The organism is Cryobacterium sp. TMB1-7, from assembly GCF_004402435.1.
Lineage (GTDB): Bacteria > Actinomycetota > Actinomycetes > Actinomycetales > Microbacteriaceae > Cryobacterium > Cryobacterium zongtaii.
Genome location: NZ_SOFZ01000034.1, coordinates 60,832 through 86,243, shown reverse-complemented (window position 1 = coordinate 86,243; position 25,412 = coordinate 60,832). Strand labels below are relative to the sequence as shown.

The 25,412-nt window shown below is 69.5% G+C and carries 24 protein-coding genes; 10 read left to right on the top strand and 14 right to left on the bottom strand.

The window, feature by feature from the left end:
• Positions 1-2: 2 nt before the first annotated feature.
• Positions 3-1,139 (bottom strand): NADH:flavin oxidoreductase/NADH oxidase, encoded by a 1,137-nt coding sequence (locus tag E3O60_RS18220; protein WP_241979874.1) that lies wholly within the window; start codon positions 1,137-1,139, stop codon positions 3-5.
• 22 nt (positions 1,140-1,161) lie between these two features.
• Here E3O60_RS18220 and E3O60_RS18215 point away from each other — a divergent pair, with 22 nt between their 5' ends.
• From E3O60_RS18215 to E3O60_RS18200, 4 genes are read left to right on the top strand one after another with little or no spacing between them, the layout of a single operon-like run.
• Positions 1,162-2,004 carry an ADP/ATP-dependent (S)-NAD(P)H-hydrate dehydratase gene (locus E3O60_RS18215; protein WP_088455343.1) on the top strand — a complete coding sequence of 281 codons (843 nt, stop codon included), beginning with the start codon at positions 1,162-1,164 and terminating at the stop codon, positions 2,002-2,004.
• A gap of 31 nt (positions 2,005-2,035) precedes the next feature.
• Positions 2,036-3,298 carry a glycosyltransferase 87 family protein gene (locus E3O60_RS18210; RefSeq protein WP_088455344.1) on the top strand — a complete coding sequence of 421 codons (1,263 nt, stop codon included), beginning with the start codon at positions 2,036-2,038 and terminating at the stop codon, positions 3,296-3,298.
• 2 nt (positions 3,299-3,300) lie between these two features.
• Positions 3,301-3,612 (top strand): thiamine-binding protein, encoded by a 312-nt coding sequence (locus E3O60_RS18205; RefSeq protein WP_088455345.1) that lies wholly within the window; start codon positions 3,301-3,303, stop codon positions 3,610-3,612.
• A gap of 58 nt (positions 3,613-3,670) precedes the next feature.
• Positions 3,671-4,948: an MFS transporter gene (locus E3O60_RS18200; protein ID WP_088455346.1), complete on the top strand. Its 1,278-nt coding sequence runs from the start codon at positions 3,671-3,673 to the stop codon at positions 4,946-4,948.
• A gap of 28 nt (positions 4,949-4,976) precedes the next feature.
• Here the strand turns inward: E3O60_RS18200 and E3O60_RS18195 are convergent, their stop codons facing one another.
• The 8 genes from E3O60_RS18195 to E3O60_RS18160 form a co-directional block, all read right to left on the bottom strand.
• Positions 4,977-5,648: a response regulator transcription factor gene (locus E3O60_RS18195; RefSeq protein WP_255416771.1), complete on the bottom strand. Its 672-nt coding sequence runs from the start codon at positions 5,646-5,648 to the stop codon at positions 4,977-4,979.
• Between the two features lie 55 nt (positions 5,649-5,703).
• Positions 5,704-6,984: a hypothetical protein gene (locus tag E3O60_RS18190; RefSeq protein WP_134498899.1), complete on the bottom strand. Its 1,281-nt coding sequence runs from the start codon at positions 6,982-6,984 to the stop codon at positions 5,704-5,706.
• A complete protein-coding gene (locus tag E3O60_RS18185; RefSeq protein WP_088455349.1) occupies positions 6,981-8,150 on the bottom strand; it encodes a sensor histidine kinase in 1,170 nt (389 codons plus the stop codon). The genes E3O60_RS18190 and E3O60_RS18185 overlap by 4 nt, the downstream gene beginning before the upstream one ends.
• Before the next feature lie 58 nt (positions 8,151-8,208).
• Positions 8,209-8,886: a hypothetical protein gene (locus tag E3O60_RS18180; protein ID WP_198415737.1), complete on the bottom strand. Its 678-nt coding sequence runs from the start codon at positions 8,884-8,886 to the stop codon at positions 8,209-8,211.
• Positions 8,873-10,345 (bottom strand): DUF4389 domain-containing protein, encoded by a 1,473-nt coding sequence (locus E3O60_RS18175; RefSeq protein ID WP_134498897.1) that lies wholly within the window; start codon positions 10,343-10,345, stop codon positions 8,873-8,875. Before E3O60_RS18175 ends, E3O60_RS18180 begins: the two co-directional genes overlap by 14 nt.
• 47 nt (positions 10,346-10,392) lie before the next feature.
• A complete protein-coding gene (locus E3O60_RS18170; protein WP_134407775.1) occupies positions 10,393-11,586 on the bottom strand; it encodes a homoserine O-acetyltransferase in 1,194 nt (397 codons plus the stop codon).
• A 75-nt stretch (positions 11,587-11,661) separates the two neighbouring features.
• Positions 11,662-12,990 (bottom strand): bifunctional o-acetylhomoserine/o-acetylserine sulfhydrylase, encoded by a 1,329-nt coding sequence (locus tag E3O60_RS18165; protein WP_088455352.1) that lies wholly within the window; start codon positions 12,988-12,990, stop codon positions 11,662-11,664.
• 132 nt (positions 12,991-13,122) lie between these two features.
• Positions 13,123-14,238, bottom strand: coding sequence for an acyltransferase family protein (locus E3O60_RS18160; RefSeq protein ID WP_088457879.1), 1,116 nt, complete (start codon positions 14,236-14,238; stop codon positions 13,123-13,125).
• Positions 14,239-14,267: 29 nt separating this feature from the next.
• On the opposite strand from E3O60_RS18160, the gene E3O60_RS18155 reads away from it, so the two are divergent.
• The gene (locus E3O60_RS18155) at positions 14,268-15,071 is read left to right on the top strand and encodes an SDR family NAD(P)-dependent oxidoreductase (protein ID WP_088455353.1); all 804 of its coding nucleotides are present in this window, start codon (positions 14,268-14,270) and stop codon (positions 15,069-15,071) included.
• Between the two features lie 116 nt (positions 15,072-15,187).
• On the opposite strand, the gene E3O60_RS18150 is transcribed toward E3O60_RS18155, so the two are convergent.
• The 3 genes from E3O60_RS18150 to E3O60_RS18140 are packed head-to-tail and all read right to left on the bottom strand — an operon-like array spanning position 15,188 to position 19,155.
• Positions 15,188-16,822, bottom strand: a complete 1,635-nt coding sequence (locus tag E3O60_RS18150; RefSeq protein ID WP_241993311.1) for a cation acetate symporter — start codon at positions 16,820-16,822, stop codon at positions 15,188-15,190.
• Positions 16,819-17,166, bottom strand: coding sequence for a DUF485 domain-containing protein (locus tag E3O60_RS18145; RefSeq protein WP_088455355.1), 348 nt, complete (start codon positions 17,164-17,166; stop codon positions 16,819-16,821). The genes E3O60_RS18150 and E3O60_RS18145 overlap by 4 nt, the downstream gene beginning before the upstream one ends.
• A gap of 33 nt (positions 17,167-17,199) precedes the next feature.
• On the bottom strand, positions 17,200-19,155 hold the full coding sequence (locus E3O60_RS18140; RefSeq protein ID WP_134480457.1) for an AMP-binding protein: 1,956 nt from the start codon (positions 19,153-19,155) through the stop codon (positions 17,200-17,202).
• Positions 19,156-19,244: 89 nt separating this feature from the next.
• Between E3O60_RS18140 and E3O60_RS18135 the strand changes: the two genes are divergently transcribed.
• The 5 genes from E3O60_RS18135 (at position 19,245) to E3O60_RS18115 (ending at position 24,534) form a co-directional block, all read left to right on the top strand.
• Positions 19,245-19,928 (top strand): GntR family transcriptional regulator, encoded by a 684-nt coding sequence (locus tag E3O60_RS18135; RefSeq protein ID WP_240632381.1) that lies wholly within the window; start codon positions 19,245-19,247, stop codon positions 19,926-19,928.
• Between the two features lie 27 nt (positions 19,929-19,955).
• Positions 19,956-21,491 carry an MmgE/PrpD family protein gene (locus tag E3O60_RS18130; RefSeq protein ID WP_103479673.1) on the top strand — a complete coding sequence of 512 codons (1,536 nt, stop codon included), beginning with the start codon at positions 19,956-19,958 and terminating at the stop codon, positions 21,489-21,491.
• Entirely contained in the window at positions 21,491-22,399 is a 909-nt protein-coding gene (gene prpB, locus E3O60_RS18125) for a methylisocitrate lyase (RefSeq protein ID WP_088455358.1), read from the top strand. The genes E3O60_RS18130 and prpB overlap by 1 nt, the downstream gene beginning before the upstream one ends.
• Before the next feature lie 69 nt (positions 22,400-22,468).
• Entirely contained in the window at positions 22,469-23,659 is a 1,191-nt protein-coding gene (locus E3O60_RS18120; RefSeq protein ID WP_088455359.1) for a bifunctional 2-methylcitrate synthase/citrate synthase, read from the top strand.
• A 29-nt stretch (positions 23,660-23,688) separates the two neighbouring features.
• Positions 23,689-24,534 (top strand): NAD-dependent epimerase/dehydratase family protein, encoded by an 846-nt coding sequence (locus tag E3O60_RS18115; RefSeq protein WP_088455360.1) that lies wholly within the window; start codon positions 23,689-23,691, stop codon positions 24,532-24,534.
• Here E3O60_RS18115 and E3O60_RS18110 read toward each other — a convergent pair.
• Positions 24,467-25,075 carry an MOSC domain-containing protein gene (locus E3O60_RS18110; protein ID WP_241993310.1) on the bottom strand — a complete coding sequence of 203 codons (609 nt, stop codon included), beginning with the start codon at positions 25,073-25,075 and terminating at the stop codon, positions 24,467-24,469. The two genes, E3O60_RS18115 and E3O60_RS18110, sit on opposite strands and share 68 nt — an antisense overlap.
• 7 nt (positions 25,076-25,082) lie before the next feature.
• Entirely contained in the window at positions 25,083-25,349 is a 267-nt protein-coding gene (locus E3O60_RS18105) for a hypothetical protein (RefSeq protein WP_088455361.1), read from the bottom strand.
• Between the last annotated feature and the right edge of the window lie 63 nt (positions 25,350-25,412).

Here is a 25,412-nt window from a genome sequence, read left to right as displayed (position 1 = left end):
CGCTAGACCGCCGGCCAGGCTGCCCTGGCGTACTGGCCGGGCCAGTAGTCCAGTGGCACGCCCAGCTCGGCGGCGGCGCGGAGGGCGAAGTGCGGGTCGCGAAGGAACTCGCGGCCGAGCATGACGGCATCCGCCGCGCCGGAGGCAACGATCTCGTTAGCGTGTGCGGCCGTCGTGATGAGCCCGACGGCGTTGACCGGTACGGCGGCAGTGTCCTTGACGAATTGCGCCAGGGGAACCTGGTACCCGGGGGTCAGGGGAATCTGCACGCCGGTGACGTTGCCGCCGGAGGACACGTCGAAGAAGTCGGCCCCGGCCTGGGCGGCCCACCCGGCGACGACGGCGGTCTCCTCCACACTCCAACCGTCGACTGTGTAGTCGGTTGCGGAGAACCGCACCAGTAGCGGAACACTCTCGCCGACCTCGGCCCGGACGGCCTTCACCACGCGCAGGAGCAGGCGGGCCCGGTTCTCCAGTGAGCCGCCGAACTCGTCGGTGCGCAGATTGCTCAGCGGGGACAGGAACTGGTGCAACAGGTAGCCGTGGGCGGCGTGCAGTTCCAGGACGTCGAAGCCGGCGACGATGGCGCGTCGAGCGGCCGTGACGAAGTCGGCGACGACGGTATCGATGCCCGCGTGGTCGAGTGCCATCGGTGCCGCGTAGCCGGGGAAGGCGATGGCGGAGGGCCCCAGCGTCGGCCAGCCGCCCTGGTCGGCGGGCACGCTGCCGTGCAGGCTGGTGCCCCAGGCCGGCCAGGTGGACGCCTTCCGGCCGGCGTGGGCAAGCTGGATGCCGGCGGTGGCGCCCTGCCTGTGCAGATAGTCGACGATGTGCGCCCAGGCGGACGCCTGGGTGTCGTTCCAGATCCCGGTGTCCCGGTCGGTGATGCGGCCCTCCGGGCTGACGGCGGTGGCCTCGGTGACGATCAGCCCGGCGCCGCCCGCGGCCATCGAGCCCAGGTGCACCAGGTGCCAGTCGGTCGGCACGCCGTCCCGCTCGATGACGGAGTACTGGCACATCGGCGCGACCCAGAGCCGGTTGCGAATGACAACCTCGCGCAGGCTGATCGGGTCGAACAGGGAGACCGCCGCGGCGGAATCGGCTGCGGCGGGGGCGAGGACGGTGCTGATATCGGACACCGAAACAACCTATCGTGAGTGCATGGCGAAACCTCGACGATGGCTGGAATGGGAGGCCGCCCAGGCCCGCGACTGGATCGCGGTGCCGCAGGCGACCGATGACAAGTACAGCCGCGGCGTGCTGGGCGTACGCACGGGTTCCACCGAGTACCCGGGCGCGGCGGTGCTCGGTGTGGAAGCCGCGAGCCGCACCGGGGTGGGCATGCTGCGCTACCTCGGTCCCCGCCGGGTCGGGACCCTCGTGATGCAGCGCCGTCCGGAGGTGGTGACGGTCGACGGCCGGGTGCAGGCCTGGCTGCTCGGCTCGGGCATGGACGCCGGCAGCCGCAGCCCGGAGACCACCAAACAGCTGCAGAAGGCGCTCCGTCAGGGTCTGCCGACGGTGCTCGACGCCGGCGCGCTCGATTTGGTCGGTGCCGGCACCGGCCCCCGGCTGATCACCCCGCACTACCGGGAACTGGCCGCTCTGCTGGGCCGGTCCGGCGAGAATGTCACCGTCGACGACATCGCCGGTGAGCCGGGGGAGTGGGCGATCCGCGCCGCCGTCCTGCTCGATGTCACGGTGCTGGTGAAGGGCAGCGTCACCCATCTGGCCTCACCGTCCGGTATCCGCCTGACGGTATCCGGCGCCCCCGCCTGGCTGGCGACGGCCGGTTCCGGTGACGTGCTGGCCGGCATCCTCGGTGCCCTGCTGGCCACGAACAGCGCGCGTATCCAGGCGGATGCCGACGCGCTCGCCGCGCTCGCCGCCACGGCCGCATTCGTGCACGCGGCGGCGGCGCACCGGGCGTCCGGCGGTGGCCCGATCGTGGCGCTCGACGTTGCCCAGGCCGTTCCGCCGACGATCGCGGCGCTGCTGGCCTGACCCGCCGCAGTGGAGTGTGCCACAGTGGAGCGTGCCTGAATTCCTGCGCCGCCCCGCCCTGCTGTGGTGCGGCTTCGCGATCGTGCACGCGGTGCTCATCGCTCTGAACCTCAGCGGCATCGGCTGGCCACTCGGCGACGTGGAACGGGTGTACCTGGGTTGGGCCGAGGCCACGACATCCGGCGCCGTCAGCCTGGGCATCAACACCGACTTCGTCTACCCGATCCTGGCCCTCGCCCCGATTCTCGCATCGCTGGTCTTCGGCGCCGGGCCGTACGCGCTCACCTGGCTCGGCCTGGTGACCGTGCTCAACGGGGTCGCCTTCGCCGCGCTCACCGGTCGCCGGCCGGGTCCGGCGGCAGCCCTGGCCGCCTGGTGGTGGCTGCTGTTCCTGCTGCTGCTGGGCCCCATCGCGTTGGCCAGGATCGACTCCGTGACCGTACCGCTGGCGATTCTGGGCCTGCTCTGGCTGCGCCGCCGGCCGTTCTGGGGAGCGGTGCTCCTGACCGTCGCCACCTGGGTCAAGGTCTGGCCGGTCGCGGCGATCATCGCGCTGGTGGTGGCCTCGAGGCGGCGCTGGCAGGTGCTGGCCGCCTTCGCCGGCACCTCCGCGCTGATCATCGGAGCGGCCCTCGCCGCCGGCAGCGGGGTCACGATCCTCAGCTTCGTGACCGAGCAGACCAACCGGGGGATCCAGATCGAGGCGCCGGTGGCGTCCTGGTGGTTGTGGCAGTCGGCCCTGGGCATCCCCGGCGCCGTCGTGTACTACGACCAGCAGATCCTGACCTACCAGGTGATCGGTGCGGGCACCGACCTGGCGGCGGCGGTGCTGACCCCGCTTCTGGCACTCTGCGTCGGCGTGGTGCTGCTATTGGGCTGGCGCGCCCAACGCGCCGGTGCATCGGCCGACCTGCTGTTCCCGCCGCTGCTGCTGGCCCTGGTGCTCACCCTGATCGCGGTCAACAAGGTGGGCTCGCCGCAGTTCATCACCTGGCTGGCCGCCCCGCTGATCCTCGGCCTGGTCTCGTCCTGGCGAGCCTGGCGGGGCCCGGCGCTCACGGCCCTCGCGATGGCGGCGCTCACCCAGATCGTCTACCCGTACTTCTACAACGACCTGCTGGCCACCACCCCGGCCATGGTGCTGATCCTGTCGGTGCGCAACCTCCTGGAGCTGGTGCTGCTGGGCTGGATGCTCGTTCGCATCTGGCGGCTCGGCGCCGCCTCCGCAACACTGTCAGAGAGCACCGCCGCCAGTCCCGGTGCCACAGCGCATCGCCCTATCCTCAAGGAGTAGTCATGCTCGTCGCATTCTCGGTCGCCCCCTCCGGCGGCCCCACCGATTCGGTGCACGATGCCGTCGCCGCTGCGGTGAAAGTCGTCCGCGAATCGGGCCTGCCCAACCACACCGATTCGATGTTCACCACCATCGAAGGCGATTGGGACGAGGTCTTCGCCGTCGTCAAGGCGGCGACGGATGCCGTCGGCGCGTTCGGCTCCCGGGTGTCGCTGGTGCTCAAGGCCGACATCCGCCCCGGCTATTCCGGTGAGCTCACCGCCAAGCTGGACCGCCTCGAGGCGGCTATGGACGAGGCCGGCGGAGCATCCTGACACCGGCCTGGCGCCGCCGCGTCACCGTCCAGACACGACCGCCCCGTAGTCTGGATTGATGCCCTCACTCTCTGACGGGTCGACGCGCCTGTCGCCGACCCGCGTTCGCCTCGCCCTCCTGGCTCTCGCCCTCGGCGGCTTCGCGATCGGCGCCACCGAGTTCGTCGCCATGGGGCTGCTGCCCAATCTGGCCGCCGACCTGCTGCCCGGCCTCTACGCGTCGTCGCCGGATGCCGCCAACGCCCAGGTCGGCTGGCTCATCTCCGCATACGCTCTCGGTGTCGTCGTCGGGGCGCCCACGATCGCCGCGGCCGCGGCCCGGTGGCCACGCAAACAGCTGCTGCTCGTTCTGCTGGCCTGCTTCACCCTGGCCACCATCGCTTCCGCGCTGCTGCCGACCTTCGGCCTGGTGCTGGTGGCCCGATTCGTCGCCGCCCTGCCGCACGGCGCCTATTTCGGCATCGCGTCGCTGGTCGCCGCCGAGCTGATGGGCCCGGGCAAGCGGGCACGCGGTGTCGCGATCGTGCTCTCCGGCCTCACCATCGCCAACGTCATCGGCGTGCCCTCGATCACCTGGCTCGGCCAGGTTGCGGGCTGGCGGGTCGCCTACATAGCCGTGGCTGCCCTCTTCGCGGTGACCTTCGTCGCCGTGATCGTGGCCGTGCCGTTCCAGGCCGGGAACCCCGGCGCCACCATGCGCAACGAGCTGCGCGCCTTCGGGCGCCTGCAGGTCTGGTTCGCGCTCCTGATCGGCGCCGTCGGGTTCGGCGGTCTGTTCGCCGTCTACACCTACGTGGCCCCGCTGGTGATCGAGGTCACCGGGCTGCCCGCTCTCGCGGTGCCGCTGGTGCTCGTCGTGGTGGGCCTGGGAATGACCGTGGGCAACTTCGCCGGCGGCGTGTTCGCCGACCGCAGTGTGCGGCGCAGCATGTACGCCTTCTTCGCCATCATGCTCGCGGCCCTGCTGCTGCTTGCCTTCTCCGCGCAGCACCTGGCCGGGCTGCTGACCGGGGTGTTCCTGGTCGGCGCGTCGGCGGCGGCGCTGTCGCCGACCATTCAGACCCGGCTGATGGATGTCGCACACGATAGCCAGTCGATCGCCGCGGCCCTCAACCACTCGGCGCTCAACCTCGGCAACGCGCTCGGCGCGTTTCTGGGCGGCATCGTCATCGCGGGCGGGCTGGGCTATCTCGCCCCGATCTGGGTCGGGTTCGGCCTGAGCGTGGTGGGGTTGGCGCTGGCCGTGGTCACCTTCGCGATCGACAGGGTCCGTCGCAAGCGGGGTCAGCACGTACCGTACGGCACCGCACTGATCACGGTGGTCGGCACGGACTGAGCGCCGCGCCGACCCGGCCAGTGGCGTTCTAGTCGGACTGCAGCAGGATGCCGTCGTGGATGGCGCGCTTCCGTAGGGCTACCTTGGTTCCGACATCAAAACCGGCAAGACGGTACTTCTCGCGGATCCGCTTGAGGTACGACTTCGCCGTCTCCTCGGAGATGCCCAGCTGGTGGGCGACCGCCTTGACCGGCTCACCGGCTCCGTACAACGCCATCACCCGGCGTTCCTGGGCGCTCAGCCGCGGCGAGCTGCCGGCGGCTCCGGCGTGCAGGGCGAGGTCGAGTTCGGCGGAGATGTAGGATTCTCCGACGTTCGCGGCGTGGATGGCTTCAACGATGGTGCTGGCCTCCTCGGTCTTGACGAGGTAGCCGAGAGCGCCGGCGGCGAGGGCCTCGCGCACAAGAGCCGGTTCGGAGTAGGTGCTCATCAGCACGGTCTTCACCCCGGCCGTCTTGAGGGTGGAGATCTTCAGCGAGACCGGGATGTTGTCCTTGAGGTCCAGGTCGAGCAGCACCACATCGACCGGGAACTCCGGGTGGGTGAGAAGCTCGGGCCAGGTGGTCACGGCGGCCACCATGTTGATGTCGTCCGCGGCGCCTCTGATCCACTCCGTCAGCGCTCCCAGGAGCATCCGGTGGTCGTCGACCAGGGCCAACCGGATGGGATTGTCGATGAGCGTCGCTGCTGTGTTCGTCACTGCTACCTCCTGTTGCATTTTTCCCTGTCGGAGCATCCCGGGCCAACCGGCCCGGTCACGCGTCCGCAGGATTGTCAATACTGCATTCGATGTCGACGTGGAGATGTCCACTGCGCACCGAATCGATATGAGGGCCCACTACTCGGATAGCTTGCCATGTCTCCGGGTCCACCCGTCGACGAGGCACCCCCTCGATGATCATTTTGATCGGAAACCGAAGCATTTCACCGATAATATGGCCGTTGGTACGGCCAAAAGGTCCGAAAACCAGCGAAACCGTCGGTTCGGCACCGTCGGTGTCGCTGATCAGGAGCCAGATGGCCAGCAACAGCGCATCGCGCTGAGTCGGCGAGAGCTGACCGGCCAACCCTGACGGGTCATCGAGATTGACGGCGGGGCCGAGGAACTCGGATTCGGTGAGGGCGTGGTATAGCCAGGTCTCCCGGCGGCCCTCGATGAGGTGCAGTCGTAGCTGGGTGGCGAGCATCGCCGCCGCCGCCGACTTCGTCGAACTGAGCGGCAGGGCGGTGCGTCCGGTGGCGACGTCGTCGAGCAGGGTTTCGGCGTCGAGGTCGATGCGGGCCAGCTCCTCGGATGCGAGCATGCCCACGGCGGAGGACGGCTGGCTGATGGTGCTCTGCACGAGCACCAGGTCCAACTCACGCTGCACGATGCGGCGGAAACCTCGCACGACCGACGCCCCGATCAGCGGCGGCAACACGCACAGGCCGATGGTCAGGATGGCCGGCGCCATCAGCTCGGGGTCGTAGCGTGCCGCGGTGACCGAGCCCGCCGCGATCACGGCGCCGAGGACCAGCGTCGCGGCAACGATCTCCCGTCCGCGCCGCACCGAGACCAGCACGGCAAGCAGGGCGCCGACGGCGGCGGCGGCGGTGGGATAGGTGCCCGCTGCGGTGCCCTGACCGTACCCGGCCAGGTCGAGCCCGACGACGACCTCGCCCAGGGCAAGCACGGCGAGGAACAACCAGGTCGGCATCCGGTCGGGCAGCCTGTTGACGAGGATCAGCGTCACGACGGCCGCGAGCAGCAGAACGATCCAGGCCGCCAGGGTCGGCAACGGGTTCGGATATCGCTCCCACTGGCTCGCGAACCGCCACAGCAGGAACACGGCGAAGAACCCGCTGCTCAGGGAGATGCCGAAGCCGAGGTGGCGGCTACCGAGCCCGGTGCGGTTGGCCAGGGTGGTTTGAACGGTGCGCTGCGGCCGGCGAAAGGTGCGGCGTCGCTCGTCGCGTTGGTCGTCGAGCAACTGCTTGTGCGCTCGGGCCGACGAGCTGCCGGAGTGCGGCGGTGCCGGGGTCGCCGCCGATGTCACTTGGGCACCTCGAGCACGACGGTGGTGCCAGAGCCCGGGGAGGAGAACAGGCGTGCGCTGCCGCCGACGTCGCGAAGGCGGGCCACGACGGACTCGGCGAACCCGAGCCGTTCGGTGCCGACGGCGCTGAGGTCGAACCCCCGACCGGCATCCGTCACCATGGCGCGCACCGTCGTGTCGTCGTCGGAGATCGTGACGTCGGCCCTGGTGACGCCGGAGTGCCTGCGCACGTTTTCGAGGCACTCGCCGAGGGCGAGAAGGAACGAGTCGAGAACGTCGCTGGGCAGCAGCACCTGGCCGCTGCCGTGCCAGTCGACCTCGAGTCCCATCCGGCCGAAACGCTGCTTCACCGACTCGAGGGTGCTGCCGAGCATCGACGTGTTGGACGGTTCCAGCGTGTAGACCCCGGAACGGCTGGGGGTGGGCAGCGCGCCCAGACGTAGCTGGCGGAGCAGACGGGCGTCATCGCCGGATTGTTGTCGCAGAGCGGCGGGGCTGACGCCCACACCCGAATGCGCCAGGAGGGTGAGGGTGGCCAGCACGGTGTCGTGGAGCAACCTGGCGCCCTGCCGGCGTTGCGCTTCGAGTTCGCTGGCATGACGTTCGGCCTGGTGGGCGCGCCCGATCGCGGCGACCCGCTGCAGCACCCGGGGCACGCTCTGCGCAATCCACCAGCCGCCCAGGGACAGGGCGGCCCAGCCGCACACGGTCAGGACCAGGGGCAGCACCGACCCGCCAGACGAGATGGTGACGAACGCCACCCCGGCCACGGTCATGCCGAACGACCCGAACAGGATGAGCTGGCGTCCGGGGCCGACGACGAGCACCGGCGCGACACAGCTGGCCGCGCCGGCAGCCAGGGTGGCGATCAGGGCCTCCTCGACGGGGTTGAGACCGACATCAATCCTGGTGGCCAGCCCGACGACGAGGATGACGGCGTTGCTCAGCAGCACGATGCACACCGCCCAACGGAGTGCGCCGCTCTGACCGAGGACGTATTGGCACCCGACCATCAACAGGATCAGGGACCCGGCGAACAGGACCACGGGCGTATCGAGCCCGCCCGGCACGGCCAGGTAGGCCAGCGACGTCACCGAAGCGGTCAGCCCGGTTATCCGGGCGGTGCGACGAAGGACGCGATCACGCTCTCTGGCAATACGTGGCATGGCTGCAGTACTCCTCATGAGTGCCCTATCCGTCACCTTATCGGCCCCGGTGGCGGATTTACGGCTGTTGACGTGGACTTTCTTTCCGGCGCAGAAGCAGGTGCAGAACCACGCCGCTGACCAGGGCCATGGCCACCGCCATGAACATCCCGGCGAGAACCCCGATGAGCAGGATGAGCGCGCCGGGCTGGCCCGGCTGCCACAGCGGTGTGGCCACGGCGAAGAACACGGCCAGGCCGGCGCCCCAGGCGGCGGCGCTGCCGAGTATCCACCAGCCGGCACCCCTGAGGTGCCGACGGAGCTCGAACCACTGGGCGAAGCCGAGGGCGCACAGCAGCACAGTGGCGAGCAGGATTCCGGCGGTGAATTGGGCTGCTGCCGGCCAGCGCTGCCAGACCTCGGCCCACTCGGCGGGCAACAGCCCGATGAACCAGGCCGCGGCGCCGGCGATGGCCGTGGCGCCGACCCAGCGGCGGCGGTTCAGTGCCGGCACCCGGCTGCGGAGCACGGTCGCCTGCGTCCAGCCGAGCACGGTGCCTTCGGCAGCGCCGGCGAAGATCAACGCCGGCGCCAGCACGGATGAAGAACCGGCGAAGGTCAGCTGGGCCAGGGCCGGGACGAGGAACCCGACGCTTTCGCCGAGGCTGACCCACAGCAGCCAATTGCGTAGGAACCTGTCGGCACGATCGGGACCGCTGCGGGGCCGGGGGCCGGGGAGCGGCCTATCGACCGTCATGGGAAGCGACGGGGGCGGCCGGTGCGGGTGGTCCAGCCACGGCGGAGCCTGGATCGAGCGGGCCCTGATCGAGCCGGAACGGCGGGTACTCGTCGCGCATCAGCGCGGCATAGACGATCACCCTGTACAGCCAGCGGTTCAGTCCGATGATCAGATCGAAAATCCCGCGCCGGTAGCGTCCGCTGAAGAGCAGGATCACGGCGCCGATGAGGACCAGGATGCCCAGCAGCGAGAAACCGGTGCTGGTGGCGGTGGTCCAGCCGTTGTTGCCGCTCGCGGTCCAGCCCCAGCTGCCGCCGGTGAGGATCGCCACGATGAACAGGTGGGGAATCACCAGGAGCCACCACTTGACCAGGACCAGTCGGTGCGAGAGCCGGGCCGGATAGTCCACCTCGAGGTCGGCCGGATAGTCGGTGGCGGCGAGGGTGAACGGCGGGTACCTGTCGGTGCCGAGCGCGGAGTACGAGTAGAAACTCACCCGCCAGTTCCAGCGCAGCACGCCGACGCTGTAGTTGAAGATCGCCCGCGGGTAACGTCCGGTGAACAGGATGGCGAACCCGGCCACGATCGTGCCGATCCAGAGCCCGAACCAGAGGAAGAACAGCACGATGACGTGCGGGATGACCAGGATCCACTTGACCAGCCACAGCGCCCGCGAGACGTCGGGGTCGAGCCATCCGTTCAGCCGTGCGGGATAGTCGGCGCCCGGCCTGTCGGGATCGGCGCCGGGCTGCCCGGTCGCACCGCCCGGTGCTGGCGTGGCGCCGCTGCGGCTGGAGGGCGCCGGACCGTTGCGGCCCAGGCCGATCACACCGAGGATCACCAGGATCAGCCCGATCACCAGGGTGATGATGCCGACCAGCAGCAGGGTGATCGCCGCGGGCGCCAGGAGACCTGAGCGCACACCGGCACTGACCTGCACGGCGACCGGGCTGCTGCCGTCGGCATTCATCACCACGACGGCCCAGGCCCCGGGCTGCACCGGCCAGGTGATCTCCTGGCTGCCGGGCCCGACTGCGCTGACGGTCCAGAAGTCCTGTTCGGCGGGCGGTTCGGGCCGGTCTGAGCCGGGAATGTCTGCATACCGCGCGCGGAGCGGCGTGGATTCGATGCCGCGCACCTCGGTGTGTGCCACGTTCGCCAAGTAGCTGTCGACGTCGGCCTGCGGCGCGATCCCGAGAAACACCGGGTCGTCGTTGGCTCCCGTCGCCACCAACCGGATCCTGGCGATGTCCAGGTTCAGCGGCGGGGTCGTTCCCGTGGTCGTGACGGGACCGAGCGGAGGACTGGTCAGTGCGTAGGAGTTGGTGACGAGGGGCACCGTGCGGGTGGAGAAGTAGCCGTTTTCACCCTGCACGCCGGCGGCGACGGCGGCAACGGTGCCGGTGGCGGTCAGTCCGAAGCCGATCAGGGTCAGGATCGTGCCGATCAGCAACATGATGAGCGGGCCGGGTTTCATGGCGCCAGAGTTCTCCCGAACGCACTGCGTGTCAACCCTTCCGCGGTTCAGCCGAGCAGCCACCGGAGCTGGTCGCCGATGGCCTGGTCCTCGATGAGGAATCCGTCGTGACCGTAGCCGGACTCGATCACCACGGGGTCGCCGCCGCTCCCCAGTCCGGCCGCGATGACACGCTGGCCGTCCAGGGGGAAGAGCCTGTCGCTGTCGATGCCGACGACGAGGGTGCGGGCCGTGATGCGGGCCAGTGCGGCGTCGACTCCGCCCCGGCCACGTCCGATGTCGTGGGAGTTCATCGCCTCGACCAGGGTGATGTAGCTGTTCGCGTCGAACCGCCGGGTGAACTTGTTGCCGTGGAAGTCGAGGTAGGACTCCACGGCGAACCGGCCGTGCCCGCCCAGCGGGGTGATGTCGCTCTGCCAGCTGCGCTCGAACCGGGAGTTGAGTTCCGACGGGCTGCGGTAATTGAGCAGCGCCATCCGCCTGGCCAGGGCGAGGCCGCGGCTCGGGCCATCGCCGGGCTCGGCGTCGTAGTAGTCGCCCGCACGAAAGAGCGGGTCGGTGCGGATGGCCTCGATCTGCACCGAATTGAGGGCGATCTGGTCGGCCGTCGTGACCGGCGGGGCGGCCAGGATGCCCAGCCGGGTCACCCGGCCGGGGTGTTCGATGCCCCATTCCAGCACGTGCATGCCGCCCATGGAACCGCCGACGATCCCGGCCCAGCGTTCGACGCCGATCCGGTCGCTGAAGACCACCTGCGCCGCCACCTGATCGCGGATGCTCAGGTACGGGAACCGGGGGCCCCACTCGGAGCCGTCCGGCGCGAGGGACGCCGGGCCGGTGCTGCCCTGGCAGCCGCCGAGCATGTTCGGCGCCACCACGAACCACCGGTCGGTGTCGATCGCGAGGCCCCGGCCGACGATGCCGCTCCACCAGCCGGCGGTCGGATGCCCGGCCGCCGGCGGGCCGACGACGTGGCTGTCCCCGGTGAGAGCGTGCAGCACCAGAACTGCGTTGTCGCCGGCCGGATTCAGCTCGCCCCAGCTCTCGTAGGCGATCCGCACGCCGGCCAGGTGCCCGCCCGCCTCGAGGTCGAGGGCGCCGATGTCCACGAACCGGCGGCCGCCCACAGGGTCACCGTCACGCCAGGCGCCCGTGACGGGCGGTTTACCCAGCAGCGAGCGCGCCTGCGCGTCGGTGACCAGGCTGGACGGGACGGTGTCCGCGGAGTATTGCCATTCCATACGGCTCCATTGTGGCCATGTTCGGCCGTGGCCGCCGATTGTTACGTCATGCGGGCGGGTGAACGTCGGCGAGCTCTACGCGTTCGCGCGGGATGCCGCGACCACGGCGCGGGCGGCGGCCAGGCCGGCCTCGAGGTCGGCCTGCAGGTCGATGACGTTCTCGATGCCCAGCGACAGGCGCACCAGGCCCGGCGTGACGCCCGCGGTGAGCTGCTGCTCCGGGGTGAGCTGGGCGTGCGTGGTCGACGCCGGGTGGATCACCAGCGAGCGCACATCACCGATGTTGGCCAGGTGGCTGAACAGGCTGAGGTTGTCCACCAACGCGCGCCCGGCATCCACCCCGCCCTTGAGCTCGAACGACAGCACCGCGCCCACGCCCAGCGGGGCGTACTTGTTGGCGGCCGCGTACCAGGGGCTGGACGGCAGTCCCGCGTAGTTGACCGACGCGATGTCGGGGTGGCTCTCGAGGAACTCCGCGATGGTCTGCGCGTTGGACACGTGCCGCTCGATGCGGAGGCTCAGCGTCTCGATGCCCTGGATGAGCTGCCAGGCGCTCGCCGGGGCGATGGCGCTGCCGAGGTCGCGCAGCAACTGCACGCGGGCCTTGATGATGAACGCGAGGGCGTCGCCGACCGCGGTGGTATAGCTGGCGCCGTGGTAGGACGGGTCCGGTTCGGTCAGGCCGGGGAACTTCTCGACGTTGGCCGACCACTCGAACAGGCCGCCGTCGACGACGACGCCGCCGATGATGGTGCCGTGGCCGCCGAGGAACTTGGTGGCCGAATGCACGATGATGTCGGCGCCGTGTTCGAACGGGCGGATCAGGTACGGCGTCGCGATGGTGTTGTCGACGATCAGCGGCACCCCGTTGGTGTGCGCGACCTCGGCGACCAGCGCGATGTCGAGCACGTTGATCTTGGGGTTGCCGATGGTCTCGGCGAAGAACAGCTTGGTATTGGGCCGCACCGCTCTGGCCCACTCCGCGGCGTCGTCCTGGTCTTCGACGAAGGTGGTCTCGATGCCGAGCTTCTTGAGGGTGTACTTGAAGAGGTTGTAGGTGCCCCCGTAAATGGAGCTCGACGACACGATGTGGTCGCCGGCCTGGGCGATGTTGAGCACAGCGAAGGTCGACGCCGCCTGGCCGGAGGCCACCAGCAGGGCGCCGGTGCCGCCTTCGAGGGCGGCGACCCGTTCCTCGACCACGGCCTGGGTCGGGTTCTGGATGCGGGTGTAGATGTTGCCGAACTCTGCCAGCGCGAACAGGTTCTGGGCGTGTTCGGCGTTGTTGAAGACGTAGGAGGTGGTCTGGTAGATCGGCGTGGCCCGCGCGTTGGTCACCGGGTCTGGGCGGGCCCCGGAGTGGACCTGCTTGGTTTCGAACTTCCAGTCTGCGGAATCGCTCATGGGTCGGTCTCCCTGTTCGTGGTCGGGCCGGCAAGCCCGAGGAATCTACAGCGGCGGAACCAGACGCTCCGTTGCTCTGCTGCAACCATAGGCAGGGCTATGCCGCGCGACAACGGTTCGCGAAACACTACGTCATCTGCTGCCGGGCCCGTGCGGCAGTACGATGGTGCCCGTGTGGGTGGACGGCTCCTGCCTGAACAGCCAACGCAGTCGCGGTTCCACCAGCGGCCGGAAGACGCGCCTCACGACGGGCAACGACAGCACCACCGAGATCAGGATGGCCAGCAGGATCACGGCCGGCAGCACCCAGGGCTGCTGCGGACCGTCGAGCACCCCGGTTTCCCGCAGCGGGTAGAGCAGGAAGGTGTGCAGCAGGTAGATGTACATGGTCGCGGCGCCCAGCGGTGTGAACCAGGTCGCCCGGCGCGGCATCAGCATGAGGAAGGCCAGGATGAACAGGAACGACGCCATCATCAGGCCCAGCCGGATGACCCCGGCCCAGAACTGGTCGTAGCCGAACTGCCAGTACGCCTCGTCGTACAGGGTGAAGCTCCGCAGCCGCAGGTCCCGCACGCCGATGATATTGACGGTGACGGCCAGGGCGAGGGCGCCGAAGAGGGCGATCGCGCCGGAACGCCAGCGCCAGACCGCGGCCGGGCGCAGGTGCATCCACCGGGCGGTGAGCGGCCACTGGCGCAGTTTCCAGCCGAACACGAAGAACGGCAGCAGCCCCAGCGTGCGTGACAACGAGAAGGTGCTGTCGATGTCACCGACGTAGCCGGCGCCCACCGAGATGGCGATGCTGATCAGCAGCGGATACCGCATCAGAACCAGGTAGGGCAGCGCCACCCGCCAGATGGCCAGGGCGATCAGGAACCAGAGCGTCCAGGACGGGGTCGAGTAGTCCACCTTGAGGGTGCCGCTGAGCGCCCACTCCACCAGCGTCCAGATGCTTTCGAAGATCAGGTACGGGAAGACGACGTCGGTGATCAACCGGTGCATCTGGCGGGGGCCCGGCGGTCCCGACTTGGCGAAGTAGCCGCTGACGGCCACGAAAACCGGAACGTGGAACGCGTAGATGAACAGGTAGACGCCGTAGGCGGTGTCGGATTCGCCGATCAGCTTAAGGATCGCGTGACCGATCACCATCAGGGTGATGGCGATCCAGCGGGCGTTGTCCCACAGCGGTACGCGGCGCTTCGGCTTGTGCGGGCCGGCGTGGTGCGGGGTCTCTGTCGGCGAACTCATCGGGTCCATTCTCCGGGCAGAATGGGGCAATGGGCAAAAAAAGAGTCGTGGTCACTGGTGCGAGTTCGGGAATCGGAGCGGCGACGGTGCGCCTGTTCCGGGAGCACGACTGGGATGTGGTGGGCGTGGCCCGCCGGGCCGACAGGCTCGAGACGCTGGCCCAGGAGACCGGCGCGGCGGTGTTCGCCGCCGACCTCACCGTGCAGGCCGACGTCGACGCGTTGCGGGACTACCTCGCCGCCTCCGGCCCGGTGAATGCTCTGGTCAACAACGCCGGAGGCGCCAAGGGGCTCGACTCCGTCGAGGCCGGGTCGATCGACGACTGGGCCTGGATGTACGAGATCAACGTGCTCGCGCTGAAACGGGTCACCACCGCCCTGCTGCCGCTGCTGCGCGCCTCGATCGCCGCCGCAACGGATGCCGCGGCCGCCGGCGCTGCCGCGTCCGCCGACATCGTCAACATCACCTCGACCGCCGGGCACACGGCGTACATCGGCGGCGGCGGCTACAACGCCGCCAAGTTCGCCGCGCACGCCCTGACCGAGGTGCTGCGCTTGGAGCTCAGCGGCGAACCGATCCGGGTGATCGAGATCGCGCCCGGCATGGTGCAGACCGACGAATTCGGTCTGGTGCGCTTCGGCGGCGACCCCGAGAAGGCGGCCGCCGCCTACACCAACGTGGTGCACCCGCTCGTGGCCGACGACGTCGCCGCCACCATCCTGGCCGCCGTCGAACTGCCCGCGCACGTGAACCTGGACCTCGTCGTGGTCAAACCCGTCGCCCAGGCCTCCACCACCTTGGTCGCCCGCGGCCCGCTGCTGCCCCGCGTCTAAACCCACACCGGCCCCAACTGTTGCCCGAACGGACAATTGCGCCCGGCGTACCGGGCGCAATCGTCCGCATCGGCCACAGTCGCGGCCGCGGGAAGGGGAGCGGGAGGGGAGCGGGGCTAGTGCTCGGTCGCCTTCTCGGCGCCGAACCCGGTGAGGGAGCGCACCGCCATCTCTGCAGCCAGCTTGGGGTCCTCCCGGCGGGTGCTGGTGACCGAGCCGAGCCAGCCGAGGAAGAAGCCCAGCGGGATCGAGATGATGCCCGGGTTGTTCAGCGGGTAGATCGCGAAGTCCACACCCTCACCGAACATCGAGGTGGGTGTGCCGGAGAACACCGGCGAGAACACGATCAGCAGAATCGCCGACCCCAACCCGCCGTACATGCTCCACAGGGCCCCGCGGGTGGTGAAACCGCGCCAGAACAGCGAGTACAGGATGGTGGGCAGGTTGGCGCTCGCCGCGACGGCGAAGGCCAGCGCCACCAGGAAGGCGATGTTCTGCCCCTGCACGCCGATGCCGCCGGCGATGGCGAGGATGCCGATCACCACGACGGTGCGCCGGGCGATCTTGACCTCGCCGTCCGGGTCACCCTTGCCCTTCTTGATCACGCTGGCGTAGATGTCGTGCGCGAACGAGGTGGCCGCGGTGATGGTGAGACCGGCGACCACGGCGAGGATGGTGGCGAACGCGATGGCCGAGATGAAGCCCAGCAGCAGCGGGCCGCCCAGCGCCAGCGACAGCAGCGGCGCCGCGGAGTTCACTCCGCCGGGCGAGGCGAGAATGGTGTCCGCACCCACCAGGGCCGCGGCGCCGAAGCCGAGCACCAGCGTGAACAGGTAGAACGCCCCGATCAGGAAGATCGCCCAGACCACCGAGCGTCGGGCCTCCTTGGCGCTGGGCACCGTGTAGAAGCGCATCAGCACGTGCGGCAGGCCCGCGGTGCCGAGCACCAGGGCGATGGCCAGGGAGATGAAGTCCAGCGGGTTGCCGCCGTACTGCAGGCCGGGCGCGAGGATCGACTCCGCCGGGGTGACCGAGGCGTTCGCGACGGCGGCATCGAGCAGGGTGGACAGGTTGAACCCGTTGATCACCAGCACCCACACCGTCATGGCGCCAGCGCCGATGATGAGCAGGAACGCCTTGACGATCTGCACCCAGGTGGTGCCCTTCATGCCGCCGATCAGCACGTACATGATCATCAGCCCGCCGACCACCGTCACCACAATGGATTGGCCGAGCTTGTCGTTGATGCCCAACAACAGCGAGACGAGCCCGCCGGCGCCGGCCATCTGCGCGAGCAGGTAGAAGAAGCACACCGCCAGGGTGGTGGTGGCCGCGGCGACGCGCACCGGCCGTTGGGCCAGCCGGAAGGAGAGCACATCCGCCATGGTGAACTTGCCGGTGTTGCGCATCAGCTCGGCCACCAGCAGCAGGGCCACCAGCCAGGCCACCAGGAAGCCGATCGAGTAGAGGAACCCGTCGTAGCCGTTCACGGCGATGGCGCCGACGATGCCGAGGAACGATGCCGCCGAGAGGTAGTCGCCGGCGATCGCGAAGCCGTTCTGGGGCCCGGTGAAGGAGCGACCGCCGGTGTAGTAATCGGCGGCGGTGCGGTTGTTGCGGCCGGCCCGGATCACGATCACCAGGGTGACGGCCACGAAGGCCAGGAAGATCGAGATGTTCAGGACCGGGTTGTTCTCCGTGGGCTCGACCGCTGCGGCGACAGCGGTCAGGCTCATTGCCAGGGCGCTCATGCGGCGACCTTCGCTTCGAGCTCGGCGCGGAGCTCTGCGCCCAGCGGGTCGAGCACCCGGTTGGAGAAGGCGACATACCAGATGGTGATGGCGAACGTCGTGACGAACTGGCCGAGGCCGAGCACCAGGCCCAGGTTGATGCTGCCGAAGACCGGCCGCGCCATCACATCGGGCAGGTAGGCCGCCACCAGCACGTACGCGAAGTACCAGACCAGGAAGAACACCGCCATCGGCACCACGAACCTCCGGCGCCGGCGTTGCAGGTTGACGAAGCGGTCGCTGGTCTCGAAGGCGACATAGTCGATCGAGTCCTCCGGCCTGGTGTCGTTCAGTGATTCCTTCATGGGGCTCCTTTGCTCCGGTGAGATGGGTGGATGTTAGTCGGTTGGTGGGGGCCGGACAGCAAGGGCGAGCGCGTCGAGCACGGCGGGGTCTTCGATGGTGGGCGGGACCTTGTACGGCTCGCCGTCGACGATCTGGCGGATGGTCTTGCGCAGGATCTTGCCTGAGCGGGTCTTGGGCAGCCGGTCCAGGATTCTCACGTCGCGGAACGCCGCCACCGGGCCGATGTGCTCCCGCACCAGGTTGACCAGCTCGGCCGTGAGCAGATCGTGGTCGACCACCGCGCCGGCCTTGAGGGTGACGAAACCGGCCGCCCGCTGGCCCTTGAGCGCGTCGTGCACACCGAGCACGGCGCATTCCGCAACGGCCGGATGCCGGGTGAGCACCTCCTCGAGGGACCCTGTGGAGAGCCGGTGGCCGGCGACGTTGATCACGTCGTCGGTACGGCCCATCACGTAGAGATAGCCGTCGGCGTCGAGGTGCCCGGAGTCCCCGGTGGCGTAGTAACCGGGGAAGGCGGTGAGGTAGGCGTCGACGAAGCGGTCGGCGCCGCCCCAGATGCCCAGCAGGGAGCCCGGCGGCAGCGGCAGCCGGATGACGATGTTGCCGTCCTTGCCCGGCTTGGTGATGGGTGCGCCCTTCGAATCGAGAATCGCGATGTCGTAGCCGGGCACCGGCACCGCGGTGGAGCCGGGTTTGGTGGGCAGCTCCTGGATTCCGCGCGGGTTGGCGCAGATGGCCCAGCCGGTCTCGGTCTGCCACCAGTGGTCGACGACCGGGCAGTGCAGGCCGTCGTTGACCCAGTGGAAGGTCTCCGGGTCGAGCCGTTCACCGGCCAGGAACAGCGCGGTGAGGCTGGACACGTCGTGGCGGGCCAGCTCGGTCAGGTCGGGGTCGACCCGGCGGATGGCCCGGATGGCCGTGGGCGCGGTGAACAACACGTTCACCCTGTAGTCCGCCACGACGCGCCAGAAGGCGCCGGCATCCGGGGTGCCGATGGGCTTGCCCTCGTAGATGATCGTGGTGGCGCCGGCCAGCAGCGGTGCGTAGACGATGTAGGAGTGGCCGACCACCCAGCCGACGTCCGACGCCGCCCAGAACACGTCGTCGGGCCCGATGTCGTAGATGCCCCGCATAGACCAGGTCAGCGCAACGGCGTGACCGCCGTTGTCGCGGATGATGCCCTTCGGGTTTCCGGTGGTGCCGGAGGTATAGAGGATGTAGAGCGGGTCGGTGCTTGCGACGGTGACCGGGTCGGCCGGGGTGGCGGCGGCCTCCGCGTCCGCCCAGTCCAGCCAACGCACGGCGGCATCGTCGGCGGGGTCCCCGGCGTAGTCGGCGGCAGATCCGTCGATCGTGGCACGGTCGCGCACGATGACGGTGTGCACCGAGCCGGCGCTGAGCTCGAGCGCCTTCTGCACCAAGGGGAGATACGGCACCGCCTTGCCGGGCTCCAGGCCGCCGGAGGCCGTGACGATCACCGCGGGCCGGGCATCGTCGATGCGCACGGCGAGCTCGCTGGCCGCGAAGCCGCCGAACACCACCGAATGCACGGCCCCGATCCGGGCGCAGGCGAGCATCGCCACGACGGCCTCGGGGATCATCGGCAGGTACACGATGACCCTGTCGCCCCGGCCCACGCCATTGGCCCGCAGCACCCCGGCGAACCTGGCGACCCGGTCGAGCAGGTCGCGGTAGCTCAGCCGGATGCGGGTGCCCGTCATCGCGGAGTCGTAGATCAGCGCCGTGTGATCGCCGCGGCCGGCCAGGACGTGCCGGTCGAGGGCGTTGTAGCTGGTGTTGAGGGTGCCGTCCGCGAACCAGGAGTAGTCAGTGGGGGAGCGCTCTGTCAGCGCCGTGGTCGGCGCGCTGACCCAATCGACGAGCCCGGCGGCCTGCAGCCAGAAGTCATCGCGCTCGTCGATGCTCCGCCGCCAGACATCGCGGTAGCCCTGGGGGGTCGTGCGAGTGGTTCCAGTGTCTTCGATCATGGTGCGAACCTCTCCATTGAAGCTCTCATGTATACACAAGGTGCGGTTAGTCTTGCACACGCCGGGCAATAGGGGAATAGAATGCGCGTGTGTATACAGAGACCGTGAAATCCGCACCGGAGCGGGCGAGCGACCGGGCCTACAGGGTGTTGCGTGACGAGATCCTCGACGGAGTCCTGCCGGCAGGCACGGTGCTGCTCGAGGTGGAACAGGCCGCCAGGCTCGGCGTCTCCCGCACCCCGCTGCGCTCCGCCGTGGCGCGGCTCGTGGCCGCCGGTCTCGTCGCCGGCCGCAGCGGCCGGGGCTTCTCGGTCACCGAGATGTCGGTCGAGTCGATCAACGATCTCTACGAGCTGCGCGAGGCCCTCGAGGAGCGGGCCGCGACGCTGGCCGCGCGCCGCGATGACCGCACCGCGTTCGGGATGCTGCGCGACCGGTTCGTCGCCGCCCCGGCCCTGCTCGATGCGGGCGAAGACGGCATCCACGAGTACTACGCGCTGATCGACGAGTTCGACGCCGCCATCGACGCCGCCGTCGACAACTCCTTCCTGGTGGGCGCCCTGGTCACCGTGCGCACCCACCTGGCCCGCATCCGCCGGGTGGCCAGGGGAAACCCGGTGCGGCTGCGGGCCGCCGCGGCCGAACACCTGTTGATCCTCGACGCGATCATCCACGGCGACGCTGCGCTCGCCGCGCACGCCACCCACGTGCACCTGCATCTCAGCCTCGCGAGTGTGCTCGCGGTGCTCGAGGCCACCGAAACGACCTCCTGACCTCCCCGATTCGAAAGGACCACCCTCGTGCAGACAACCTCCGTGCGCGTGCACCCCAGCGAGAACAGCCCCGCCAAGACCGACCAGCTGGCCTGGAAGATCGCCGCCTGCGCGGCAGACCCGGTCCCGGTCGACGACGATGTCACCGAGATGATCATCAACCGGGTGATCGACAACGCCGCCGTCGCCGCGGCCTCGCTGACCCGTGCCGCCGTCGCCGCCGCCCGGTCGCAGGCGCTGGCGCATCCCCGGTCGACCGGCGGCGACGGCGCCACGGTGTTCGGCCCGTCCGACACCGAGAGGGTCTCGCCGGAGTGGGCGGCCTGGGCCAACGGGGTGGCCGTGCGGGAACTGGACTACCACGACACCTTCCTCGCCGCCGAGTACTCGCACCCCGGCGACAACATCCCGCCGCTCATCGCCGTCGCCCAGCACCTGGCCGCCCGCCGCGGCCTCACCGGAGGCGACCTGGTGCGCGGCATCGCGACGGGCTACGAGGTGCAGATCGACCTGGCCCGCTCGATCAGCCTGCACAAGCACAAGATCGACCACGTCGCCCACCTGGGCCCGTCGGCCGCGGCCGGCCTCGGCACCCTGCTGGGCCTGGACCCCGACACGATCTTCCAGGCCGTCGGCCAGGCCCTGCACACCACCACGGCCACCCGGCAGTCCCGCAAGGGCGAAATCTCCTCCTGGAAGGCATACGCTCCCGCGTTCGCCGGCAAGATGGCCGTCGAGGCCGTCGACCGGGCCATGCGCGGCCAGACCAGCCCCACCCCGATCTACGAGGGTGAGGACGGCGTGATCGCCTGGCTGCTCGACGGACCGGATGCCGCTTACGACGTAGCCCTGCCGGCCGCGGGTGAGCCCAAACGGGCGATCCTGGACAGCTTCACCAAGGAGCACTCCGCGGAGTACCAGGCCCAGGCGCTCATCGACCTGGCCCGGAAGCTGCACCGCGAGCACCCCGAAATCCTGGTGCCCGGCGCGGTGGCGAGCATCGTCATCCACACCTCACACCACACCCACAACGTGATCGGCTCCGGAGCCAACGACCCACAGAAGTACGACCCGCTGGCCAGCCGGGAAACCCTGGACCACTCGGTGCCGTACATCTTCACCGTCGCGCTCCAGGACGGCTCCTGGCATCACGAGGACTCCTACCGGCCCGAGCGCGCCGGCCGGGCCGACACCGTGGCCCTGTGGAACACGGTCAGCACGAGCGAAGATGCCGAGTGGACCCGCCGGTACCACTCCAGCGACCCCGCCGAGAAGGCGTTCGGCGGCCGTGTCGAGATCCTGCTGGCCGACGGCAGCCGTCTGGTCGACGAGCTGGCCGTCGCGGATGCGCATCCGCTCGGCGCCCGCCCGTTCGTGCGCGCCGACTACGTCGCCAAGTTCCGGCTGCTCGCCGCGAACGCCCTGGAGCCGGCCGAGATCGAGCGGTTCCTGGACCTCGCCCAGCGGCTGCCGGAGCTGACCGCTGCCGAACTCGGCGGCCTCACCCTGGTGGCCCGCCCCGGCCTCCTCGAACCGCTGCCCAGCCTGAACGGAATCTTCTGATGCTCTACTCCGGACTCACCCCCGCCGCCAAGCGCGCGCAACTCCGCGCCGACCTCGCCGGCGGCGAGCTGCTGCGTTTCCCCGGCGCGTTCAACCCGCTCAGCGCCAAACTGATCCAGGCCAAGGGATTCGAGGGCGTCTACATCTCCGGTGCCGTGCTCGCCGCCGACCTCGGTCTGCCCGACATCGGTTTGACCACTCTCACCGAGGTCGCCGGCCGCAGTCAGCAGATCTCCCGGATGACCGACCTGCCCACCCTCGTCGACGCCGACACCGGCTTCGGCGAGCCGATGAATGTGGCCCGCACCGTGCAGACCCTCGAGGATGCCGGCGTGGCCGGCCTGCACATCGAGGACCAGGTCAACCCCAAACGCTGCGGGCACCTGGACGGCAAGCAGGTCGTCGACACCGACACGGCCCTCAAGCGCATCCGCGCGGCCGTCGACGCCCGGCGGGATGCGAACCTGCTCGTGATGGCGCGCACCGACATCCGCGCCGTCGACGGGCTGGCCGCAGCGATCGACCGGGCCAAGGCGCTGGTGGATGCCGGCGCCGACGCGATCTTCCCCGAGGCCATGGGCACCCTGGCCGAATTCGAAGCCATCCGGGCGGCGGTGGACGTGCCGATCCTGGCCAATATGACCGAGTTCGGCAAGAGCGAACTCTTCAGGGTCGACCAGCTCGCCGACGTGGGCATCAACCTGGTGATCTTCCCGGTGTCGCTGCTGCGCCTGGCGATGGGCGCAGCCGTTGCGGGCCTGGACACCATCCTCGCCGAGGGCTCGTTGACCAGCCGGCTGCCGGACATGCAAACCCGCGCCGAGCTCTACCGGCTGCTGGACTACGAGGCTTACAATCGCTTCGATTCGGGGATTTTCAACTTCACTCTGAGCGGTCACGACGGCTAGCCCAGCACCACAACGGCACCACGAAGCAGTACCAGCACGGCCAAGTACCTCAGGACGCAAAGGAGCGAAATGACTATCAACCAGCCCACCCACACGGCCCCGGTACAACAGCCGGTCGTGCCGGAGATCCACCGCGGCCTGGCCGGGGTGGTGGCCGATACGACGGCGGTGTCCAGGGTCAACCCCGACTCCAACTCGCTGCTCTACCGCGGCTACCCGGTGCAGGAACTGGCCGCGCAGAAGAGCTTCGAAGAGGTCGCCTACCTGCTCTGGCACGGCGAGCTGCCGGACGATGTGCAACTGGCCGCATTCGAGGTCGCCGAGCGGTCACTCCGGCGCCTGGATCACTCGGTGCGCCGGGTGATCGACGAGATCCCCACCTCCGCCGATCCGATGGACGTGGTGCGCACCGCCGTGAGCGTGATCGGCGCCAACGACCTGAGCACCCCGGACTCGTCGGTGGAGGCCAACCTGGCCAAGTCGTTGCGCCTGTTCGCGCAGCTGCCGGCGATCGTCTCGTACGATCAGCGCCGCCGGCACGGCCTCGACCTCGTCGAACCCCGCGACGACCTCGGTTATTCGGCGAACTTCCTCTACATGACTTTCGGCGAGGTGCAGGAGGTCGAGGTCGTCGAAGCCTTCGACGTGTCGATGATCATGTACGCCGAGCACTCCTTCAACGCGTCCACGTTCACGGCCCGGGTGATCACCTCCACCCTCTCCGACCTCTACTCCGCCGTGACCGGGGCGATTGGGGCGCTCAAGGGCCCGTTGCACGGCGGCGCGAACGAGGCCGTGATGCACATCTTCAGCGAGATCGGCCTGGGCGACGGGTCGGCGGAGCGCGCCGAACTCTGGCTGGAGGACACCCTCGCGCATAAGCGCAAGGTGATGGGCTTCGGCCACCGGGTGTACAAACACGGCGACTCCAGGGTGCCCACCATGCACGCGGCGCTGCTCACCCTGATCGACCACTTCGACCGGCCCGACCTGCTCGACCTCTACGAATCGCTCGCCGACGGCATGAAGACCCGCACCGGCATCCTGCCCAACCTGGACTACCCGGCCGGCCCGGCGTACCACCTGATGGGTTTCGACACCGCCAGCTTCACGCCGATCTTCGTCGCCGCCCGGGTGACCGGCTGGACCGCGCACATCATGGAACAACTGGCCGCGAACGCGCTGATCCGGCCGCTGTCGTTCTACAACGGCACGCCGGAACGCCACGTTCCGCCGGCGGCCGACGGCGACGTGCTCTGACGCCGCGCGAGCCGCTCCATACTGGAGTCATGACTGTACTGATAGCCGGATGCGGCGACCTCGGCACCGAGGTGGGCCTCCGCCTGGTCGCCCTCGGCCAACGAGTGGTGGGAGTGCGCCGCCAGGCCGGGGTGCTCCCGGTCGCCCTCAACGGGCAGTCCGTCGACCTGAGCCGCGAGCGGCCCGAGGTGCCGGCGGACACCGAGATCGTGATCGTGACCGTCGCCGCGGGCAACCCAGACCCCGCGGTGTACCGGGCCGCGTATGTGACCGGCCTGGCCAACCTCCTCGACGCCCTCGACGCGACCGGGGTCACCCCGCGCCGGTTCCTGCTGGTGTCCTCCACCGCGGTGTACGACGTGAACGACGGCAGCACTGTCGACGAGGAGACCCCGGCGGCCCCGGGACCGGGCACCGACTCGATCCTGCTCGAGGCCGAGCAGCTGCTGCGCAGCCGGATCCCGGCCGCCGTCGTGCTGCGCCTGGGCGGCATTTACGGCCCCGGCCGGGAGCGCCTGATCAGGCAGGTCCGCGAGGGGCGGGCGACGATTGCCGCGCGCGGCCGTCTCAGTAACCGGATCCACCGCGACGACGCCGCGGCCATGATCGTGCACCTGGTCTGTCGGGACACGGCGCCCGACCCGCTCTACCTCGGCGTCGACTCGACGCCGGTGCCCGCCACCGAGGTGCTGGATTTCCTCGCCGACGAACTCGGCCTGCCCCACCCGGAGATCGTCGAGACCGGCGGCCGCCGCGGCGGCGACAAACGCGTGAGCAACCGTCGAATCCTCGAGACCGGGTTCAGCTTCACCTATCCGAGCTACCGGGAGGGTTACCGGGCCGTGCTGGCCGGCCAGGCGGTTCGGCACCCGTAAGCCCCACACCGGTCAGGGGGCTGGTGCAGCGCAGCCGGGCGGGCCCGAGCCGCAGCATCCCGTCGGTCAGCGGTTCGCAGCGCATGCCGCCGCGGCCCCGCAGGGCCCGGTGCGCGCCGGGAGCCAGCACCACGTCCATCCAGGCGCACGGGTTCGCCGGCCGGTTGACCAGGAACTCGACCGGGCCGTCGCCGGTGTCGAGCGAGAACGTGGCGCCGCGCAGAGAGTCGATATCCACCCCGCGCAGCAGGACGTTGCGCCGGGTGGCGGCCGGGTCCAGAGTGCGCGGCAGGCCGAGGTCATCCGCCACCTGCGCCAGAACGTCGGCGTTCATCACGGTGACCGACGCGTGTACGTGCGCCGGTTTGGCGAAGTGCCGGTCGCCCACGATGCCCAGGCCCGCCCGCAGGCGGACGCTGGGGTGGCTCTCCGCGCCGACCATCGGCAGCGGCCCGTCGGCCGGGCGCCCCTCGTAGCGGTGCACGGGGGAGGCCAGGAGCAGCACGATCTCCACCTCGGCGCTGTGCGGCAGAAGGCTCACAAGACGGTTACGGCGCCATCCCGGACTCGACCGGCACGAATTCCACGTTGTTGGTGGGGTGCACGGTCTTCGCCGGCGCGCGGGAAAAGCCCTTGGCATCCAGGCGGTTCTCGGCGCGGAAGGTAGCCAGCGCCGTGTCGTACAGGTCGTTCAGCCGAGCGCCGGTGTACTCGCCGGTCGTGCCGTCGGTAAAGAGAATCGCGATGGGGGTCTTGCTGGGGAAGTGGCGGTTCATGCGGATGAAACCGTGGGCGTCCTGGTGCAGTGTGATCATGGGTCAATTCTCCTGTAACCGGGGCGCCGCCGCGGAACCGGGCCCTTCGGCCGCGCACTGCGG

What these genes read in the sequence shown, in the direction of transcription:
- E3O60_RS18215 (WP_088455343.1), top strand. Translation starts at nt 1,162, where the DNA reads ATGGCGAAACCTCGACGATGGCTGGAATGGGAGGCCGCCCAGGCCCGC.
- E3O60_RS18205 (WP_088455345.1), top strand. Translation starts at nt 3,301, where the DNA reads ATGCTCGTCGCATTCTCGGTCGCCCCCTCCGGCGGCCCCACCGATTCG.
- E3O60_RS18200 (WP_088455346.1), top strand. Translation starts at nt 3,671, where the DNA reads ATGCCCTCACTCTCTGACGGGTCGACGCGCCTGTCGCCGACCCGCGTT.
- E3O60_RS18185 (WP_088455349.1), bottom strand. Translation starts at nt 8,150, where the DNA reads ATGCCACGTATTGCCAGAGAGCGTGATCGCGTCCTTCGTCGCACCGCC.
- E3O60_RS18180 (WP_198415737.1), bottom strand. Translation starts at nt 8,886, where the DNA reads ATGACGGTCGATAGGCCGCTCCCCGGCCCCCGGCCCCGCAGCGGTCCC.
- E3O60_RS18175 (WP_134498897.1), bottom strand. Translation starts at nt 10,345, where the DNA reads ATGAAACCCGGCCCGCTCATCATGTTGCTGATCGGCACGATCCTGACC.
- E3O60_RS18170 (WP_134407775.1), bottom strand. Translation starts at nt 11,586, where the DNA reads ATGGAATGGCAATACTCCGCGGACACCGTCCCGTCCAGCCTGGTCACC.
- E3O60_RS18165 (WP_088455352.1), bottom strand. Translation starts at nt 12,990, where the DNA reads ATGAGCGATTCCGCAGACTGGAAGTTCGAAACCAAGCAGGTCCACTCC.
- E3O60_RS18160 (WP_088457879.1), bottom strand. Translation starts at nt 14,238, where the DNA reads ATGAGTTCGCCGACAGAGACCCCGCACCACGCCGGCCCGCACAAGCCG.
- E3O60_RS18155 (WP_088455353.1), top strand. Translation starts at nt 14,268, where the DNA reads ATGGGCAAAAAAAGAGTCGTGGTCACTGGTGCGAGTTCGGGAATCGGA.
- E3O60_RS18150 (WP_241993311.1), bottom strand. Translation starts at nt 16,822, where the DNA reads ATGAGCGCCCTGGCAATGAGCCTGACCGCTGTCGCCGCAGCGGTCGAG.
- E3O60_RS18145 (WP_088455355.1), bottom strand. Translation starts at nt 17,166, where the DNA reads ATGAAGGAATCACTGAACGACACCAGGCCGGAGGACTCGATCGACTAT.
- E3O60_RS18140 (WP_134480457.1), bottom strand. Translation starts at nt 19,155, where the DNA reads ATGATCGAAGACACTGGAACCACTCGCACGACCCCCCAGGGCTACCGC.
- prpB (WP_088455358.1), top strand. Translation starts at nt 21,491, where the DNA reads ATGCTCTACTCCGGACTCACCCCCGCCGCCAAGCGCGCGCAACTCCGC.
- E3O60_RS18120 (WP_088455359.1), top strand. Translation starts at nt 22,469, where the DNA reads ATGACTATCAACCAGCCCACCCACACGGCCCCGGTACAACAGCCGGTC.
- E3O60_RS18115 (WP_088455360.1), top strand. Translation starts at nt 23,689, where the DNA reads ATGACTGTACTGATAGCCGGATGCGGCGACCTCGGCACCGAGGTGGGC.
- E3O60_RS18105 (WP_088455361.1), bottom strand. Translation starts at nt 25,349, where the DNA reads ATGATCACACTGCACCAGGACGCCCACGGTTTCATCCGCATGAACCGC.